This window comes from Desulfosoma sp. (genome assembly GCF_052743555.1).
This window is the reverse complement of sequence record NZ_JBRAHS010000003.1, coordinates 93,630-108,709: the sequence shown is the minus strand read 5'-3', so window position 1 is coordinate 108,709 and position 15,080 is coordinate 93,630. Positions and strand designations below refer to the sequence as shown.

16 protein-coding genes are annotated in these 15,080 nt (G+C 56.8%); 10 read left to right on the top strand and 6 right to left on the bottom strand.

From position 1 onward, the window contains the following. Positions 1-4: 4 nt before the first annotated feature. Positions 5-658: a PilN domain-containing protein gene (locus ACUVSA_RS02940; RefSeq protein WP_445890934.1), complete on the bottom strand. Its 654-nt coding sequence runs from the start codon at positions 656-658 to the stop codon at positions 5-7. Then, positions 655-1,710, bottom strand: a complete 1,056-nt coding sequence (pilM, locus tag ACUVSA_RS02935; RefSeq protein WP_445893729.1) for a type IV pilus assembly protein PilM — start codon at positions 1,708-1,710, stop codon at positions 655-657. The genes ACUVSA_RS02940 and pilM overlap by 4 nt, the downstream gene beginning before the upstream one ends. Positions 1,711-1,837: 127 nt before the next feature. Between pilM and lepB the strand changes: the two genes are divergently transcribed. Next, positions 1,838-2,503, top strand: a complete 666-nt coding sequence (gene lepB / locus ACUVSA_RS02930; RefSeq protein WP_445893728.1) for a signal peptidase I — start codon at positions 1,838-1,840, stop codon at positions 2,501-2,503. A gap of 54 nt (positions 2,504-2,557) precedes the next feature. After that, positions 2,558-4,012: an NAD(+) synthase gene (gene nadE, locus ACUVSA_RS02925; protein WP_445893727.1), complete on the top strand. Its 1,455-nt coding sequence runs from the start codon at positions 2,558-2,560 to the stop codon at positions 4,010-4,012. Here nadE and ACUVSA_RS02920 read toward each other — a convergent pair. Beyond that, complete coding sequence (locus ACUVSA_RS02920; RefSeq protein WP_445893726.1) at positions 4,001-5,236, bottom strand: exo-beta-N-acetylmuramidase NamZ family protein; 1,236 nt, start codon at positions 5,234-5,236, stop codon at positions 4,001-4,003. The genes nadE and ACUVSA_RS02920 overlap by 12 nt on opposite strands. Beyond that, positions 5,236-5,637 (bottom strand): DnaJ family domain-containing protein, encoded by a 402-nt coding sequence (locus tag ACUVSA_RS02915; protein ID WP_445890929.1) that lies wholly within the window; start codon positions 5,635-5,637, stop codon positions 5,236-5,238. Before ACUVSA_RS02915 ends, ACUVSA_RS02920 begins: the two co-directional genes overlap by 1 nt. A 53-nt stretch (positions 5,638-5,690) precedes the next feature. On the opposite strand from ACUVSA_RS02915, the gene ACUVSA_RS02910 reads away from it, so the two are divergent. Then, entirely contained in the window at positions 5,691-6,407 is a 717-nt protein-coding gene (locus ACUVSA_RS02910; RefSeq protein ID WP_445893725.1) for a potassium transporter, read from the top strand. Here the strand turns inward: ACUVSA_RS02910 and ACUVSA_RS02905 are convergent. Beyond that, entirely contained in the window at positions 6,365-7,156 is a 792-nt protein-coding gene (locus tag ACUVSA_RS02905; protein ID WP_445893724.1) for a MazG family protein, read from the bottom strand. The genes ACUVSA_RS02910 and ACUVSA_RS02905 overlap by 43 nt on opposite strands. Further along, positions 7,122-7,718 (bottom strand): CvpA family protein, encoded by a 597-nt coding sequence (locus tag ACUVSA_RS02900; RefSeq protein WP_445893723.1) that lies wholly within the window; start codon positions 7,716-7,718, stop codon positions 7,122-7,124. Before ACUVSA_RS02900 ends, ACUVSA_RS02905 begins: the two co-directional genes overlap by 35 nt. Positions 7,719-7,923: 205 nt before the next feature. Here ACUVSA_RS02900 and ACUVSA_RS02895 point away from each other — a divergent pair, with 205 nt between their 5' ends. From ACUVSA_RS02895 to tsaE, 7 genes are read left to right on the top strand one after another with little or no spacing between them, the layout of a single operon-like run. Continuing rightward, positions 7,924-8,937 carry a PhoH family protein gene (locus ACUVSA_RS02895; RefSeq protein ID WP_445890925.1) on the top strand — a complete coding sequence of 338 codons (1,014 nt, stop codon included), beginning with the start codon at positions 7,924-7,926 and terminating at the stop codon, positions 8,935-8,937. Positions 8,938-8,945: 8 nt separating this feature from the next. Beyond that, positions 8,946-11,438 (top strand): HD family phosphohydrolase, encoded by a 2,493-nt coding sequence (locus ACUVSA_RS02890; protein ID WP_445893722.1) that lies wholly within the window; start codon positions 8,946-8,948, stop codon positions 11,436-11,438. Further along, complete coding sequence (gene ybeY, locus ACUVSA_RS02885) at positions 11,335-11,829, top strand: rRNA maturation RNase YbeY (protein ID WP_445890923.1); 495 nt, start codon at positions 11,335-11,337, stop codon at positions 11,827-11,829. Before ACUVSA_RS02890 ends, ybeY begins: the two co-directional genes overlap by 104 nt. A gap of 3 nt (positions 11,830-11,832) precedes the next feature. Further along, the gene (locus tag ACUVSA_RS02880; RefSeq protein WP_445893721.1) at positions 11,833-12,549 is read left to right on the top strand and encodes a pyridoxine 5'-phosphate synthase; all 717 of its coding nucleotides are present in this window, start codon (positions 11,833-11,835) and stop codon (positions 12,547-12,549) included. After that, on the top strand, positions 12,549-12,956 hold the full coding sequence (gene acpS, locus ACUVSA_RS02875; protein WP_445893720.1) for a holo-ACP synthase: 408 nt from the start codon (positions 12,549-12,551) through the stop codon (positions 12,954-12,956). Before ACUVSA_RS02880 ends, acpS begins: the two co-directional genes overlap by 1 nt. After that, positions 12,953-14,524, top strand: a complete 1,572-nt coding sequence (locus ACUVSA_RS02870; RefSeq protein ID WP_445893719.1) for an NAD(P)H-hydrate dehydratase — start codon at positions 12,953-12,955, stop codon at positions 14,522-14,524. The genes acpS and ACUVSA_RS02870 overlap by 4 nt, the downstream gene beginning before the upstream one ends. Then, the gene (gene tsaE / locus ACUVSA_RS02865) at positions 14,521-15,054 is read left to right on the top strand and encodes a tRNA (adenosine(37)-N6)-threonylcarbamoyltransferase complex ATPase subunit type 1 TsaE (protein WP_445893718.1); all 534 of its coding nucleotides are present in this window, start codon (positions 14,521-14,523) and stop codon (positions 15,052-15,054) included. Before ACUVSA_RS02870 ends, tsaE begins: the two co-directional genes overlap by 4 nt. Positions 15,055-15,080 lie beyond the last annotated feature (26 nt).

Here is a 15,080-nt window from a genome sequence, read left to right as displayed (position 1 = left end):
AGGCTCAGCCTTGAGGTTTTTCCTGAGGCGTTGTCTGCGGCGCAGACTTCCGGACTTCCTCAGGGCCCTGCCCCTGGTCTTTGTGCGCCAAGGATTCCTTGACTCGCGAATAGGGCACCGTGGTCCACGTCAACCGATACTCCCTGAGCTTGCGTTGCCCCACAGACGTCTGCTTAGAATGGGCCAAAACCACACTGCCGCGCACCACAAAGGGAGATTGCTCGAGATTTCTCATAAATTCCGCAACGCTCTCATTACTTAAAGCAATTCCAGTCACGTCTATCTTGTCTTCCGTAATGGTGAGCGTCTCCAACCACACTTTATCCGCCGGAACCCACAGGCTTAAAAGGGCCAGGACTCGAGCCATTCTGTCCCTGTCCTTTTCAAGGCCTCGAATCACTTCTTTTTTCTTTTCGATGATTTCCTTTTGCTTCGTGAGGTCCTTAAGAATCTTCTCATACTGAGCGTATTTGGCAGCCTCTGCCTTGAGTTCCGATTCCCGGCGCTGCAGTCGGTCGATGGTCCGGGCTTGGCTGAACCACACAAAAGCAACGGCCACACCCGTGACGGCCACACACAAGATATAGACAAGAAGATATTGGCGCGCGGTACTTCGAATCGGCTTTTTTTCGGCAGGCAGAAGGTTGATGCGGATCATTTGTCCCCTGCTCTCCTCAGTGCGAGTCCAAGGGCGATGGTCATCTGTGGGCCGATCTGTTGAAGATATGCAGGATCAAATCGCCCCGCATCTACGTCAATGTGCTGCAGGGGATTGCACACCTCGCTGGGAATTCCCAGTTCGGCTTCCAAAAATTTCTCCAGCCCGGGAATTCTGGCCGACCCACCGCTCAGGAAAATCCTATGCAGTTTGGCTTCGGGAAAATGGCTGAAGAAAAAGTCCAGAGCCCTCTTGACGTCCGTGGTCCATTCGGCCAGCGTTTCCACAAAGGCCTTTTCCAGCCGGGCTCGATCCGCACTCTCGGCGCCCAGCCCCAATTTGATGCGTTCGGCGTTTTCCTCCGAGGTCCCAAGTTCCGTGGCAATGCGATGGGTGATACTCTGTCCGCCGAAAGTCATGTCCCGGGTGAAGAGGGGCCGCCCCGCCTGCACGATGGTCATGGTGGTCTTGGAAGCGCCGATGTCCATCAAGACGATGTTCTCTTCCGCAAAAACCCCGTACGTCGCTTCAAAGGCGTTGCTCAAAGCAAAATAATCCACGTCGATGACGGCGGGGTCAAAGCCCGCCGTTCGTAGCATGTTCACGTAGGAACCCACCGCCTCTTTTTTTGCGGCCACAAGAAGCACATCCATGTACTTCGCACGCCTCTTGGAAACATCCAGAATCTCGTAGTCCACGTTGACTTCGTCCAGCTTATACGGGACGTATTGGGCAATTTCCCGACGCAGCTGCACGCCGAGTTCTTCTTCGGTCATGGTGGGCATTTCAATTTTCTTGATCATGACCTCATAGCCGGAAATGGAGGCGGCAATGGAACCAGGCTTGATTTTCAGGTTCTTGGCCAGCTTTCGCAGGGTCTCGACGACCATCTCCGGCCGCTGAATGCGCCCCTCGGAGACGGCTTCGTGGGGTACCAGAGCCATGCCTAAGTTCACCAATCGGTGCCCGGCTTTTCCCTCGGTGAGCTGCACCATTTTGACGGCATACGACCCTACATCGACGCCGACCAGATCTTTTTGTTTTCGGAGCATGCGCCTCCCGGCCCCCTGTACACTTTGGCGTTGACACTCACCGTTTTTTGTTATTTACCATCAAGCCTCTCCGGCACACAAACAGAAACCATCTCTCTATGGTTAATCGGCGCGATCGGAGGCGGCGTTGCGTGTTTTTTCCGGACTAGAATCTGCAAAGACGAGGAAAAAAAGCACCTTTCGAGAATATACAGAAGCCCTACTGATCGCGGTTTTATTGGCTCTTTTCATTCGAGCTTTCGTCGTTCAGGCGTTCAAGATTCCCTCGGGATCCATGATGACCACACTGCTCATCGGGGATCATATCCTCGTGAGCAAGTTCCGCTACGGCATCAAACTGCCCATCGTGGACAGGAGCCTCATCGACTGGGATCGCCCCAAGCGAGGGGATGTCATTGTCTTTAAGTACCCGCAGGACCCCTCTAAAGACTTTATCAAGAGGGTGATCGCAACCCCTGGGGACGTAGTTCTCATAAAGGACAAAACCGTTATCATCAATGAAAAACCTTTGGATGAGCCATACGTACGTTTTACGGATTCCAGAGTCCTACCCGCGGCCTTGAGTCCTCGAGACAACCTGGGACCACTGGTGGTTCCCGAGCACCGCTTTTTCGTCATGGGGGACAACCGGGACGAAAGCTACGACAGCCGGTTTTGGGGCTTTGTGGATGCGTCCGTCGTCAAAGGAAAAGCCTTCATCATCTATTGGTCCTGGAACAAAGACGGGCAGCTGACCCTTGATCCGGAGCGATGCTTCGTCCGCTGGAATCGACTGGGGCATCTTGTCCGCTGAAACCCCCGTGGACAGGCTTTGCAACCGCGACATTTTTAGGGAGGGGTTCTCGCTATGCCACTACGGCCTTCACCGCATCATGTATCAGAGCTTGTTGCCTGGATTGCCCAGAGCGTTCGAAACGCTCAAGCTCAAGGAGTGGTCCTCGGCATCAGCGGCGGCATTGATTCCGCCGTCTGCGCCGCTCTGGCCAAGCAAGCTTTGGGAGACAATGTGCTCGGCCTCATTCTTCCCTGTCACACCCTTGCGGAAGATCTTCAAGACGCCCGTACCGTCTGCCGCCATTTCCAGATACCTTATGAAGAAGTGGACCTGAGCGAAGTTTTTGATCATTTGGCCCGCCTTTTGGGTTCATCAAACGCCAGATTCCTGGGAAACCTCAAGGCAAGACTGCGCATGGCCGTCCTCTATCATCGGGCCGCCGAGCTCGGCTATCTGGTCATGGGCACCAGCAACCGTAGTGAATGGGAGGTGGGCTATTTCACAAAATACGGGGATGCAGCAGCGGACATTCAGCCCATCGTGCATTTGCTCAAAAAAGACGTGCAACGGCTGGCTCGTGTTCTCAAAGTGCCCAAGCCCATTCTCACCAAACCTCCGTCCGCCGGTCTGTGGCCCGGCCAAACAGATGAAGAGGAGTTGGGCTTCAGCTACAGGGAGCTGGACAGCTTTTTAGGTGGACGGGAACGTTCGCTGACGCCTCCTGTGCGCCGACGCATTGAAGAACTCCAAGCCCAGACGGCCCATAAGCGCCGCCCGCCCCTGTGTTTTGCTCAAGAAACCTCGGAACCGTACCCGAAACAAGAGCCCCTGGCGCTGGAAACCAGTCCTGCCGACAAGAGCGTTGAGGCTTTGACCGTCATCAGCAAGGCCATCACCTCAGACCAATTCCTCGACGACATTCTTCGGCTTATTGTGATGGTCACCGCCGAAGTCCTGCATTCCAGTGTCTGTTCCCTATGGCTCTTGGATGAAGAGGAACGCGTCCTGCGCCTTCGAGCGACTCAGGCCATCAACCCCGAATACGTGAAGGACCGTGTGCTTAAGGTCGGTGAGGGCGTCGTGGGCAAGGTGGTGGTGGAAAACAAACCCCACATCGCCCTCAATGTTCTGGAAGACCCTGATTTCAAAGAAAAAGAGCTGGCAAGGCGCCTCGGGCTGGTGTCCATGTTGAGTATTCCCATGCGCGTCAGAAATCGCGTCATCGGTGTGATTAACTGCTACACTTCTGAACTGCACCGCTTCACGCAGCTGGAAATGAGTGTCCTGACCGCCGTGGCCAACCAGGCCGCCGTGGCCATCGAAAACACGGAACTCATGATCAAGTCAAGAATCATTGAAGAAGAGCTGGAAAAGCGAAAGATCATTGAAAAAGCCAAGGATTTGCTCACCTCTCGACGGAATATGAGCGGTGAAGAAGCCTATCGCTGGCTGCAGAAAAAGAGCATGGACACCCGCAAATCCATGAGAGAAGTGGCCGAGGCCGTCTTACTCACCCTAGAGGGCTGACCAGTCCGTCGTACGCTGGCCTTCGACACACTCTTCACCGTAAAGCAGCACTCCCCGCCTTTCGGCCTCGCATTCGCGCAACTCCCGGCCCCATTCCTCTTCCAGGGCCATAATGGGCCCGCCGTTTTCCAAGTATGGTCGAATCCGCGGATCCCCCGTCAGAATATCAATGGGCCGATGCCGTGTCTCGTATTCATAGGGGGGCTCCAGCCACTGAAAGGCTCCTCGGTGCACTCGAAGGACAGCCCGAAGAAAAGCCAGCCCGAATCGGTACGGACAAAAGACTCCGGCGTCCGTGACGTGCAGATGAAACCCTCGGCACAGCCGCCCTCGCCACTTGTCAAAAGTCGGTTCAAAGGCCACAGGGCGCACCACAATCCCCTGCGAGGCCCAGGGATCCAGCTCGGCGTGCACCGCGTCTGTGTCTAGGTACAGGGCGCCCACTACTTGAAACGGCAAAGTGGTGCCTCGGCCTTCACTCAAGTTTGTCCCTTCCAGCAAGACCATTCCAGGGTACACAAGAGCGGTTTCCCAGGAGGGCATGTTGGGCGAGGGAAAGATCCAGGGGTGCCCCGTGGCGGGCCACAGATTCTCTCGAGCCCACCCCTGAACCGGGACCACCTTGACCATCTCGGGCCGACCTTGTCGTTGAGCCACCCACAGGGCTAGTTCCCCCAAGGTCAGCCCATGCCTCATGGGCAAAGAATAACGGCCCACAAAGGATCGATAAGCGGGCTGAACCCGATTGCCTTCCACACGATCCCCGCCGATGGGATTGGGCCGATCCAAAACCACCACGGGCTTGGAACGCCGACACAGCGCTTCCACACACAGCCCCACTGTGGTGCCGTACGTGTAGACGCGCGTGCCCACGTCCTGCAGATCGACGATAAGAACGTCGATGGCCCTGAGCATCGCCTCGGTAGGCTCGCGCGTTTCTCCATAGAGACTGTAGATGGGCACCTGGTAGACCTTGTGGCGGCTGTGGTCAGATTCCACCATATTGGCTTGCTTTTCCGCATAAAAGCCGTGCTGGGGCGAAAACAAAGCCGTCACGCGAGCGCCGCGCGACTCCAACGCATCGACCACATGGACAAAATCACCCGTCACCGACGCCTGATTGGTCAACACGCCCACACGTTTCTCAAAGACCCACCGCGGCAGGTTTTCCAAAAACACGTCACATCCGAATCGACACGGCATCGCCTTTTGTTGCGGCGCCATTACGGACTTTTCTTCTCCTTATCCCGAGCCAGCCGTTCGAGAACCTTGGGATAATAAAGCTGGTGTTCTTCCAGCATGGGAGAAACACGGCGCATGGTGTTCAATTTCATAATTAGGTAATTGAGTCTCTTTATCTGGCGGTATTTTTCCTGAGTGTCCTGAATTCCCGAAAGCAGCTCTTCCGTGGTGCGGATTTCTTTGCGCAACTCCAGTTCCGGAGGAAGACAGTCGGCGTTTTTAAGAATCTTGTAGGCAATGCGCAAATCTGCTGGAAGATGGCTGTCGTCTTCCAGAACAAGGGGCTTTCCCGCACCGTGAAGGTTGTCAAATTCCCCTCGTTCCATGGCTTCCTGAATCCTTTGTTCCGCAATTTTTTCAAAGATGGTAAAAAGGTCGCTCATGGCCTGCCCCCTTTCGGCGGCATCGTGTGTTCACCAAACGGAGGTGATTTGAAATGGTGGGGTGGAATCCAGCACAAGTGTGGCCGGCGGAAGAGCCGCTCCCTGAACCGTTGAAAGGCAAAGCTTGGCCATGGATCCTGGGTGCGGGCCGGTTCGGTCTTCTTGCCGTCCAGCGTCTGATCACGGACACAGACCACCCCGCTGTGGTCGTGGACGGGAACCGCCAGCGTTTGATGAACATTTCCGAGGACCGCCCCCTTGTGAAGGTTCACGGGGATATTTTTGTCTTTCTTTCCAACCAGGCCCTGGCAGATGACCAATGGATCATTCCTGCTGTTCCGGTCCACGTGGCGTATGGCTGGATGCTGATGGAGCTTGGCAAGAAGGGTATTGCCCGGCGCCTTTCGGTGCCCGACATTGTGGACAATCACGTGCCCCATCCCCTTCGCACGCCCGCCGGCACAGTGTACGCCAGTCATGCCACTTTCCGTTGCCCCGATGATTGTCCGGAACCCGAAGATCACTGCACCGTCACCAAGAAGCCTCGTCCGGAAAAGCTCTACCAAACCCTGCGGCATCTCACCATACCCGCCTTCGGCACGGTGGTCATTCAAAGCCGTCAACTGGCCCCGGGCGTCGGTGGATACACGGGGGGCCATCTCAAGGAAGCGCTTCGAATCATTGAGGCCTCTCCCGGCCCTTATCTTGTGGCCACCAGTTGCTCCTGTCATGCGGTCATCGACGCCCTCTCATGGGAAGACCCCTTTTGATCCATGGCCGGTTCCTTAGAAACGCTGTCTTGCTCAAAGGCCCGGCGTTCCACATCATTCAGGTACATGTGCAAACAGTCTTCGGGACGCACACCGTGGCGCCGGGCCATGGCCACCAAAGCGAGTAGGCCTTGAGCCACCCACTGGGCGGCCTGTGCTGAACTCATCTCCTGGCCCTCCGTTAAATGGGCGGCAGCCTCATGAACCACGGCCTCTTCGTGGTCCGTAGGCAGCCCAAAAAGCTCGCGATTTTTGATTCTGGAAAGGAGCCGTGAGGCTCGAATGAGCGCCGGCAGAGACGCGGGAACGCCCAGCCCTGAGAAAGGGCGGTCCTTTTTTTCCTTTTCCTTGATTTTTTCCCATTTCGCTCGAACATCGTCCGCGGAAGCCACGGCCGTATCACCAAAAACATGTGGGTGCCGGCGAACCATCTTTTCGGCAATCCCATCGCAGACGGACTCCACCGTGCACTGGCCGGCCTCTTCGTACAGATGGATCATAAAAAGCACCATGAACAGAAGGTCTCCAAGCTCCTCTGCGACCTCATCCACCAAGCCCGCTCGAACGGCCGCGGCGGCTTCATGCGCTTCTTCCACTAAGTACGTTTGCACCGTTACCGGGGTTTGTTGCCGATCCCAAGGACAACCGTTCTCACCCCGAAGCCGACCGATGATGTTCCATAGGCGTTGCACCGCGTTCCAACGTTCCTCGGGGTTATAAAGACTTTGATCTGCGCTGGTTTTCTCCACCGTCTTTTCTCTCCGGTTTCACGCCCGGCAACTTGGTGTCGTTTCCGGGTGAAGGTTTCGGCACGCTGCGGGACAGCGTCTCCAGTTGTTCTCGGAACCCCTTGGGAGCGGCTTCCACGAGGATCCGTGTGGCTTCCTGTGTATAGGGATAAAGCCGGGAATCCTTAAGAAGGCTGTGGTCGGGGGGCACGAACAGGGTCAAGATCCACACCACCAGCAACATGCCCAGGGCGCCTTTTATCAGTCCCAAGGCCCCGCCCACCATGCGATCCGTGCCCCCTAACCCTCCGCGCCGAAGCCCGTGAGCCATCCATGCCCCGGCGAGGGCGACAAGAAACCATGTCAGCAAGAACAGGAGAACGGCAGCGATCGCCGTGGCATGCGGCAGGGATGGAAAACCGGTTGCCAACCGCTCCCCCAGGGCCGCCCCGAAACGGTAGGCTGCGTAAAAACCCGCCACAAACCCCGCAATACCGAAAAGCTGGGAGGCGGCACCGCGCCACAAACCCCGCACAACACAAAAGATGACGACGAAAAGCAGCACGCCGTCCACGATGTTCATGGTCTTCGCCTCCGCCGGCATCCCCTTCATCGCCAGCCGATCATCCACGGCCGACAAAGCAAACCATAGTCCATTTCGCGTAACCGGTTCAATGGGTTTTCACGCTCATACGGCTCAAGAAGTCGTTGTCAGAATGTGCAGCGAATGATATCTGACATAATCGTTGGGATTGACCGGCAACATCTTTTGACGAAAGGAAGAGTGTTTGTCGACCACTCGAGTCCACGACTCCGTTGCCTATTCCCAGAACAAGGTTTTCGGTGATCCGTCTGTCCTTCGGGACCTGGCCGGGGAACGCAACAGCCATCTCAAGATTATTGAAAAACAATTGGATGTGCGGCTTCACGTTCGCGGCACTCAGGTGACCATCTCGGGCGAAAAAGCTCATGTCGCTTTGGCGGAACGCACCCTGGACGAACTAGAGGCCCTGCTGCGCAAAGGCTATCCCCTCTACGCCTCGGATGTGCTCTACGCGGTAAGAATCCTCAGCGACAATCCTCAAAGCCGCTTGGAAGAAATCTTTCTCGACAAAGTCTTCGTCACATCCAGCAAGCGCGTTATCACGCCCAAGAGCCTGAAACAGAAAGAGTACATCGAGGCGATTCGAACCCACGATATTGTCTTTGGCATTGGTCCTGCCGGCACGGGCAAAACCTATTTGGCTATGGCCATGGCGGTGTCGGCCCTTATGGCGGACCAGGTTCGGCGCATCATTTTGGTAAGGCCTGCTGTGGAAGCTGGTGAAAAATTGGGATTTCTTCCCGGAGATCTGGCCGAAAAAGTCAATCCCTACCTGAGGCCCCTCTATGATGCGCTGCACGATATGATGGACTTCGAAAAGGCTTCCAGGCTGTTGTCACGTGGCGCCATCGAAGTGGCTCCTCTGGCTTTCATGCGGGGGCGCACTCTCAATGAGGCTTTCGTCATCCTGGATGAGGCCCAAAATACGACCAGTGAACAAATGAAAATGTTCCTGACACGCCTCGGCTTGGGCTCCAAAGCGGTGATCACCGGGGACGTCACGCAAATCGATCTGCCTGAAAACAAACCGTCCGGCCTCATTGAAGCCATGGAGCTTCTGCAGGGCATTCGGGGTCTTCGTTTTATTTTCTTCTCCCATGTGGATGTGGTCCGTCACCGCCTCGTTCAGGACATCATTGAAGCTTACGAAAATGCCGAACCCAGAACACCGGCGAGGAAACCCTCCGATCCTCGATAGGCGGCTTTATGGAAAGAGACAAGAGTGTCGAAAATCGTCGCCTGAATTCGGAGACGTTGGGCAGGCGGTTCAGAGTCCTGCAAAGGTGGAAAGACCCTGAGTATGCCAAAGTGGTCCTGGTGGTGGTGTTTTCTTTGGCGGCCGCCTTGTTGATCACCCCCTCCTTTCGGAAGAGGCCTCCGACCTATCGCGTCGGCGATGTGGCCACCCACAACATTAAGGCGGATCGGGATTTCCTTCTGCTGGACCAGGAGGCCACCAAACAAAAGAGGCAATCGGCTCGCCAAGACGCCCCCCTCATTTTTGATCTTCATGAGAAGGCCGCCCAAACCGCCGCACTTCGGCTCTCACGGGCGTTCAAAACCCTGCGCGGCGCCCTTCATGACGCCTTCCTTCACGAGACAGGCGGGCTCATGCCAGACCACCGGGTTCGACTCTCGGTGCGCTCTTTCACCACGACAACGGACGCGGGTGAACTCCCCATGGCGTCCTTTCGAGCTGTGTTTGAAGAAGCCTTAGGGTTTCCCGTGCCGGAAAACATCTACTTGATCTTGGCCGGCGACCACTTTTCACTGTCTCTGGAGGAACGCCTCATTGGCTGGCTTCACGTCTTTTTTGAAGAGGGCATTCTTCCTGGTGCAGAGGATTCGGAGCTGGCGGCGCTGCTCTCGCCGCCACCGGCCCGAAGAGCCATTCAGGTGCGCATGATTCCATCGCTTCGAGAGCGAACCGTGGCATCGTTGAACGATTTCACGGACATTCATCGCGCCCGGGAAAGGGCTACAACGCGCATACTTCAACAGGAGAGGGACATTCAATCGGCACGGGCCGTCGCGTACCTTTGCGCTCATCTTTTGGAACCCAATCTGTTTTTCAATCGGCTGGAAACCCAGCAGGCCGAAAGTGCGGCTGCGGAAGCCGTCAAGCCGGTGTACGTGCAGATCAAGAAAAACGAAATGATTATTCGCGACGGCCAAAGGCTCTCCGAGGAGGATCTGCATAAGCTCGAAGCTTACGCCTCGGCCTTACCCAGGAAGCACGCTCTGTCCGCCTTTTTGGCGATTTGGCTGTTTTCGGCCTTGTTCTTGGCCGTGCTGTGGCACATGCTTTCCCTGCGCATTTCATTGGTGCGGCTGGATTTTCACGATTACGTGTTTCTGGCCAGCGTGCTGCTCGTCGTTATGGTGCTATGCCGAACCGCCGACTGGCTCAGTGCCTCTGTGGGCGAACAACCGGGATATTTCGATCATCGAAGCTTTCTTTACGCGGTTCCCATTGCCGCGGGAGCCATGCTGGCGAGCATTTTTTTCGGGCTCACCGTGGCCGTTTTCTTTTCTTTGGCTGTCAGCTTCTTTGCGGCACTCGTGTGCGGCAATGATTTTCAAGTGTTTGTCTTCGCCCTCTTGGGATCCCTTGTGGGAAGCTACGGGGTGAATCCGTGTCGCAACCGGCTGGTTCCCATCCGCGCCGGCCTGCTCACCGGGGCCACCAATGCCGCATGCCTCACCCTTCTGGCTTTGTTTCAGGAACACGGATCCTCTGTGGCCGTCCTGACAAATGCCTTTTTGGGATTCATGGGCGGCATTGTTTCCGGTGTGCTGGCCACAGGATTTACTCCCTTGGCGGAACTCTTGTTCGGGTACACCACGGACATCCGCCTTTTGGAACTGGCCAGCATGGACCAGCCTCTTCTGCAGGAACTCATGATTCAGGCCCCGGGGACTTATCACCACAGCCTGATTGTGGGCAACATGACCGAAGCGGCCGCCAAGTCCATTGGAGCCAATTCTCTGTTGGCCAAGGTGGCGGGCTATTATCACGACATTGGCAAGATCAAGAAACCGCTGTATTTCATCGAAAACCAGTTTGATGCGGAAAACCGCCATGAAAGGCTGGCTCCTTCCATGAGCAGCCTCATTCTCATTTCCCACGTCAAAGACGGCGTCGAACTGGCTCGAAAACACCGGCTGGGAAAACCTATCATGGACATCATTCGCCAACACCACGGCAAGAGCCTCATTTCCTACTTTTATCAAAAGGCTTTGGAGTCACGGGAAAAGACTCGGTCCGCCAAAGGGGCGGAATTGCCGCCTATCAACATCGACGATTATCGGTATCCCGGCCCGAAACCGCAAACCAAGGAGGCTGGTTTGGTGATGCTCGCCGATATGGTGGAAGCCGCCTGCCGGTCTTTGACGGAACCCACACCTGCGCGCATTCAAGGCATGGTCAGCCGCCTTATTAATAGCGCCTTCACCGACGGGCAGCTGGACGAATGCGAACTGACCCTCAAGGATCTGCACCAGATCGCCAAACACTTTCACCAAATACTGGCCACGGTGCACCACAAACGCATTGAATATCCCGCGCAGGCTGGTCCACCAAAGGGCAAATCCCATGGCACAGATTCACATCAGCGAGAATTACGACCGGATAAAGATCGACCTGGAACGACTGCAGCAGGCAGCCGAACGGATCTTAAACGCCTTGGACTGCAGTGAGACAGAACTAAGCCTAGTTTTGACCGATGACAAGGAAATGGCCGATTTGAACGAAAGGTTTCGAGGGGTTGATGAACCCACCGATGTTTTGTCCTTTCCCATGCGGGAAGGCGAATTTGGGGACATTGCGCCTCACATGTTGGGAGACGTGGTCATCTGCGTGGACACCGCGCAAGCCATGGCGCAAACGGCCCAATGCACCCTGGATGAGGTCCTGGATCTTTTGCTCATCCATGGTATCCTTCATCTTCTGGGGTACAACCATGGTGAGCCCGAGGAGGCACGATCCATGGAAGCCTTGACCTGGCAACTCCTGATGACCCTGGGGCACGAACCCGACCGTTTTGCCTGGTATCGAACGGATTTTGCCAAAGTGATAAAGGAGGCGTAGGACGTGGCACGGTTGGCCGTCAATGTAGACCATGTGGCGACGGTGCGTCAGGCGCGTTTGGCCATGGAGCCTGATCCGGTGATGGCAGCCGCTCTGGCGGAATTGGCCGGCGCTCAGGGCATCGTGGTCCATCTCCGGGAAGATCGACGTCATATTCAAGACCGGGACGTGGAAATCCTGCGCCAGACCGTCAAGACGCGACTCAATCTGGAAATGGCCGCCACCGAGGAAATGCTCAAAACGGCGCTGCGCATCAAGCCGGATGTCGTGACCCTGGTTCCGGAAAAGCGTCAGGAACTGACCACCGAAGGGGGCTTGGACGTCGTGCTTTACGAAGAGGCTTTGGCCGAAGCCATTTCGCGCCTGCATCAGGGCGGCATTTCCGTCAGTTTGTTTATTAATCCGGACCCCAAGCACATCAAGACCGCGGCGAAAATTGACGCCGATTGTGTGGAAATCCACACAGGATCGTTCGCCGAAGCGAAAACTTACGCGAACCGGCAGCAAGAATTCGAGCGCCTTCAAGATGCCGCCAAGCTGGCGGCAAAAATCGGCTTGGTGGTCCACGCAGGGCACGGCGTGGACTACCGCAACATTCTATGGCTGCGTCTCATTAAGGAAATCGAAGAATTCAGCATCGGCCACGCCATCGTCGCTCGAGCCGTTTTGGTGGGCATGGAGCGGGCCGTGCGGGAAATGGTGGCATTGGTGCAAGGATAATGGGTGTTTACGGCGTCGGCATTGACCTGGTGCGCATCGACCGCATCGAGGCGGGGCTCGCGCGTTGGGGAAACCGCTTTTTAAACAAGGTCTTCACGGTCGCCGAACAGCGGGCCTGTTTGGTCAAGAAGAATCAAGGAGCCTGCCTGGCCATGCGTTTCGCCGCCAAAGAAGCTTTTGTCAAGGCCGTCGGCACCGGGATTCGCCTTCCCCTTTTTTGGAAAGACATGGAAGTGCTCCAGGCCCCTTCAGGAAGGCCCATTTTCCGTCTCTCCCAAAGGGCGCAGGAGCTTCTGCGCGGCCTCGGCATTCAGGCGTGGCATGTGAGCCTCACCGATGACGGCTTATATGGGGCGGCTGTGGTGGTTGTGGAAACAACGGAAGTGAGTTCCAGTGACGGGCCATGACGGAGACGCACGCCATGATCCTGGTGACTGCCCAAGAAATGGCTGAACTGGATCGTCGAACCATTGAAGAGATCGGGATTCCGGGAGCGGTGCTCATGGAAAACGCCGCTCGAGGTGCCTTGGCGTTTTTCGAACGCGTCATACCCGACCTGACGCGCCGACGCGTCGTGGTGCTTGCCGGGTCTGGCAACAACGCGGGAGACGGATTTGTCATCGCCCGCCTTCTGCACGGCAAAGGGGCGTGGGTGCGCGTGGTGTGCCTGCGTCCGGCCGAACGCCTTCGCGGGGACGCGCTCCGCAACTATCGTATTCTGGAAAAGATCGGTGTGCGACCTTCCCATTGGGATCAAAACGAAGACTTTTCGTCCCAATTTTCGCTGGTTCGCGAAGCGGATGTCATCATCGACGCTTTGTTGGGAACGGGGCTGTCCAGCCCCGTTCAAGGGCTCTACCGCGACATCATCGAAGCGGTGAACGCTCTGCAAAAACCCGTTCTGGCCGTGGATCTGCCCTCCGGCCTGGATGCCTCCACAGGAAAGATTCTGGGCGCCGCCCTTCGTGCCACGGCCACGGCCACATTCGCCTTGCCGAAGGTGGGCCAGAGAATCGGTGAAGGGGATGCCTTGGTGGGCGCCCTACACGTGGTGGATATCGGGATTCCACCGTGCGTAGTGGCCTCTGCAGGTCTGCAACGCTGGTGGCTCGACGAGGAAATGTGCCGCCAGTGGTTGTCACCTCGCCGCGCCGAAACCCACAAAGGGCAAGCGGGCCATGTGTGCCTTCTGGCGGGGTCCGAGGGAAAAACCGGTGCCGCCGCCTTGGCTTCCCTCGGCGCCGCCCGGGTCGGCGCCGGACTCGTCACCTTGTTTGTGCCCCGTTCCCTGAATCCGATCCTTGAAGTCAAACTGACGGAAGCCATGACGTGGCCCATTGCCGAAACCCCGGAACACAGCGCGGCCGCCGCCGCCGAATCTGAAATCGTGAACTTTTTGCAAGGCAAGCAGGCTTTTGCCGTAGGTCCTGGGATTTCCCTGCACCCCGAAACCAAAAGCCTGCTGCTTCGCCTCATTCCCCGCGCTCCCTGCCCTCTGGTGTTAGATGCGGACGCCCTCACCATTGTGGCTGAGGCTCCGGACACCCTTCGCGCAGCGCGTGTGCCGGTGATTGTGACACCGCATCCCGGAGAGATGGCTCGTCTCATGCACTGTCGTGTCGCCGACGTCCAGGCGGATCGGCTCAAGGCAGCCCAAGAATTCAGCCGGCACCACGGTGTCGTCGTCCTTCTTAAGGGACACCGCTCCATCATTGCATCCCCTGACGGGCGCGTGGCCGTCAATAGCTCCGGCACACCAGCTATGGCGTCCGGAGGCATGGGTGACGTGCTCACGGGAATGGTCGCCGGTTTTCTTGCCCAAGGGCTGGAGCCGTTTCAGGCGGCGTGTCTGTCTGCCTACATCCATGGCAAGGTCGCCGAAAACCTCGTTCAGGCCAAAACGACGCGAGGTCTGTTGGCTTCGGACCTGCTTGAACACATCCCTATGGTCATCGGGACGTTGGAAGCGGCATGACAAGGGCGCTCTGCGTGGAATCCCATGCTCCAGAATCGTCTCTGGCTTTGGGTTGCGCCATCGGCAAGCGCCTGGTTAGCGGCGATGTGGTCGCCTTGTGGGGGGAACTGGGCGCTGGAAAAACATGCCTCACACAGGGCATCGCTCGTGGTCTGGACATTCCAGTGGAAACGCCCATCACCAGCCCCACCTTTACCATCATCAACGAATACGAAGGCCGGCTACGCCTCTATCACATGGACGGCTACCGTATCGGGGATCCTGAGGAAATGGAGACACTTCCCTGGCGGGAAGCCCTTTTCGGCCACGGTGTGGCCGTGGTGGAATGGCCGGATCGTTTGGCCTCCTTGCTTCCTGCAGCGCGCCTCGATATCTTTTTAGAAATCCTCGGCCCCACTTCACGTCGGCTGCGCGTGGTCTTTCACACGGAAGAGTTGGAACGCCGATTCGCCGATGTTTTCCACCGACCTGAAAACAGCCTTGAGCTTAAAAAAGAACATGAAAAGGCCGCCTTGACGGCACCGTCATGAAGCCTTTCGGCGCGGCGGCCTTTTTC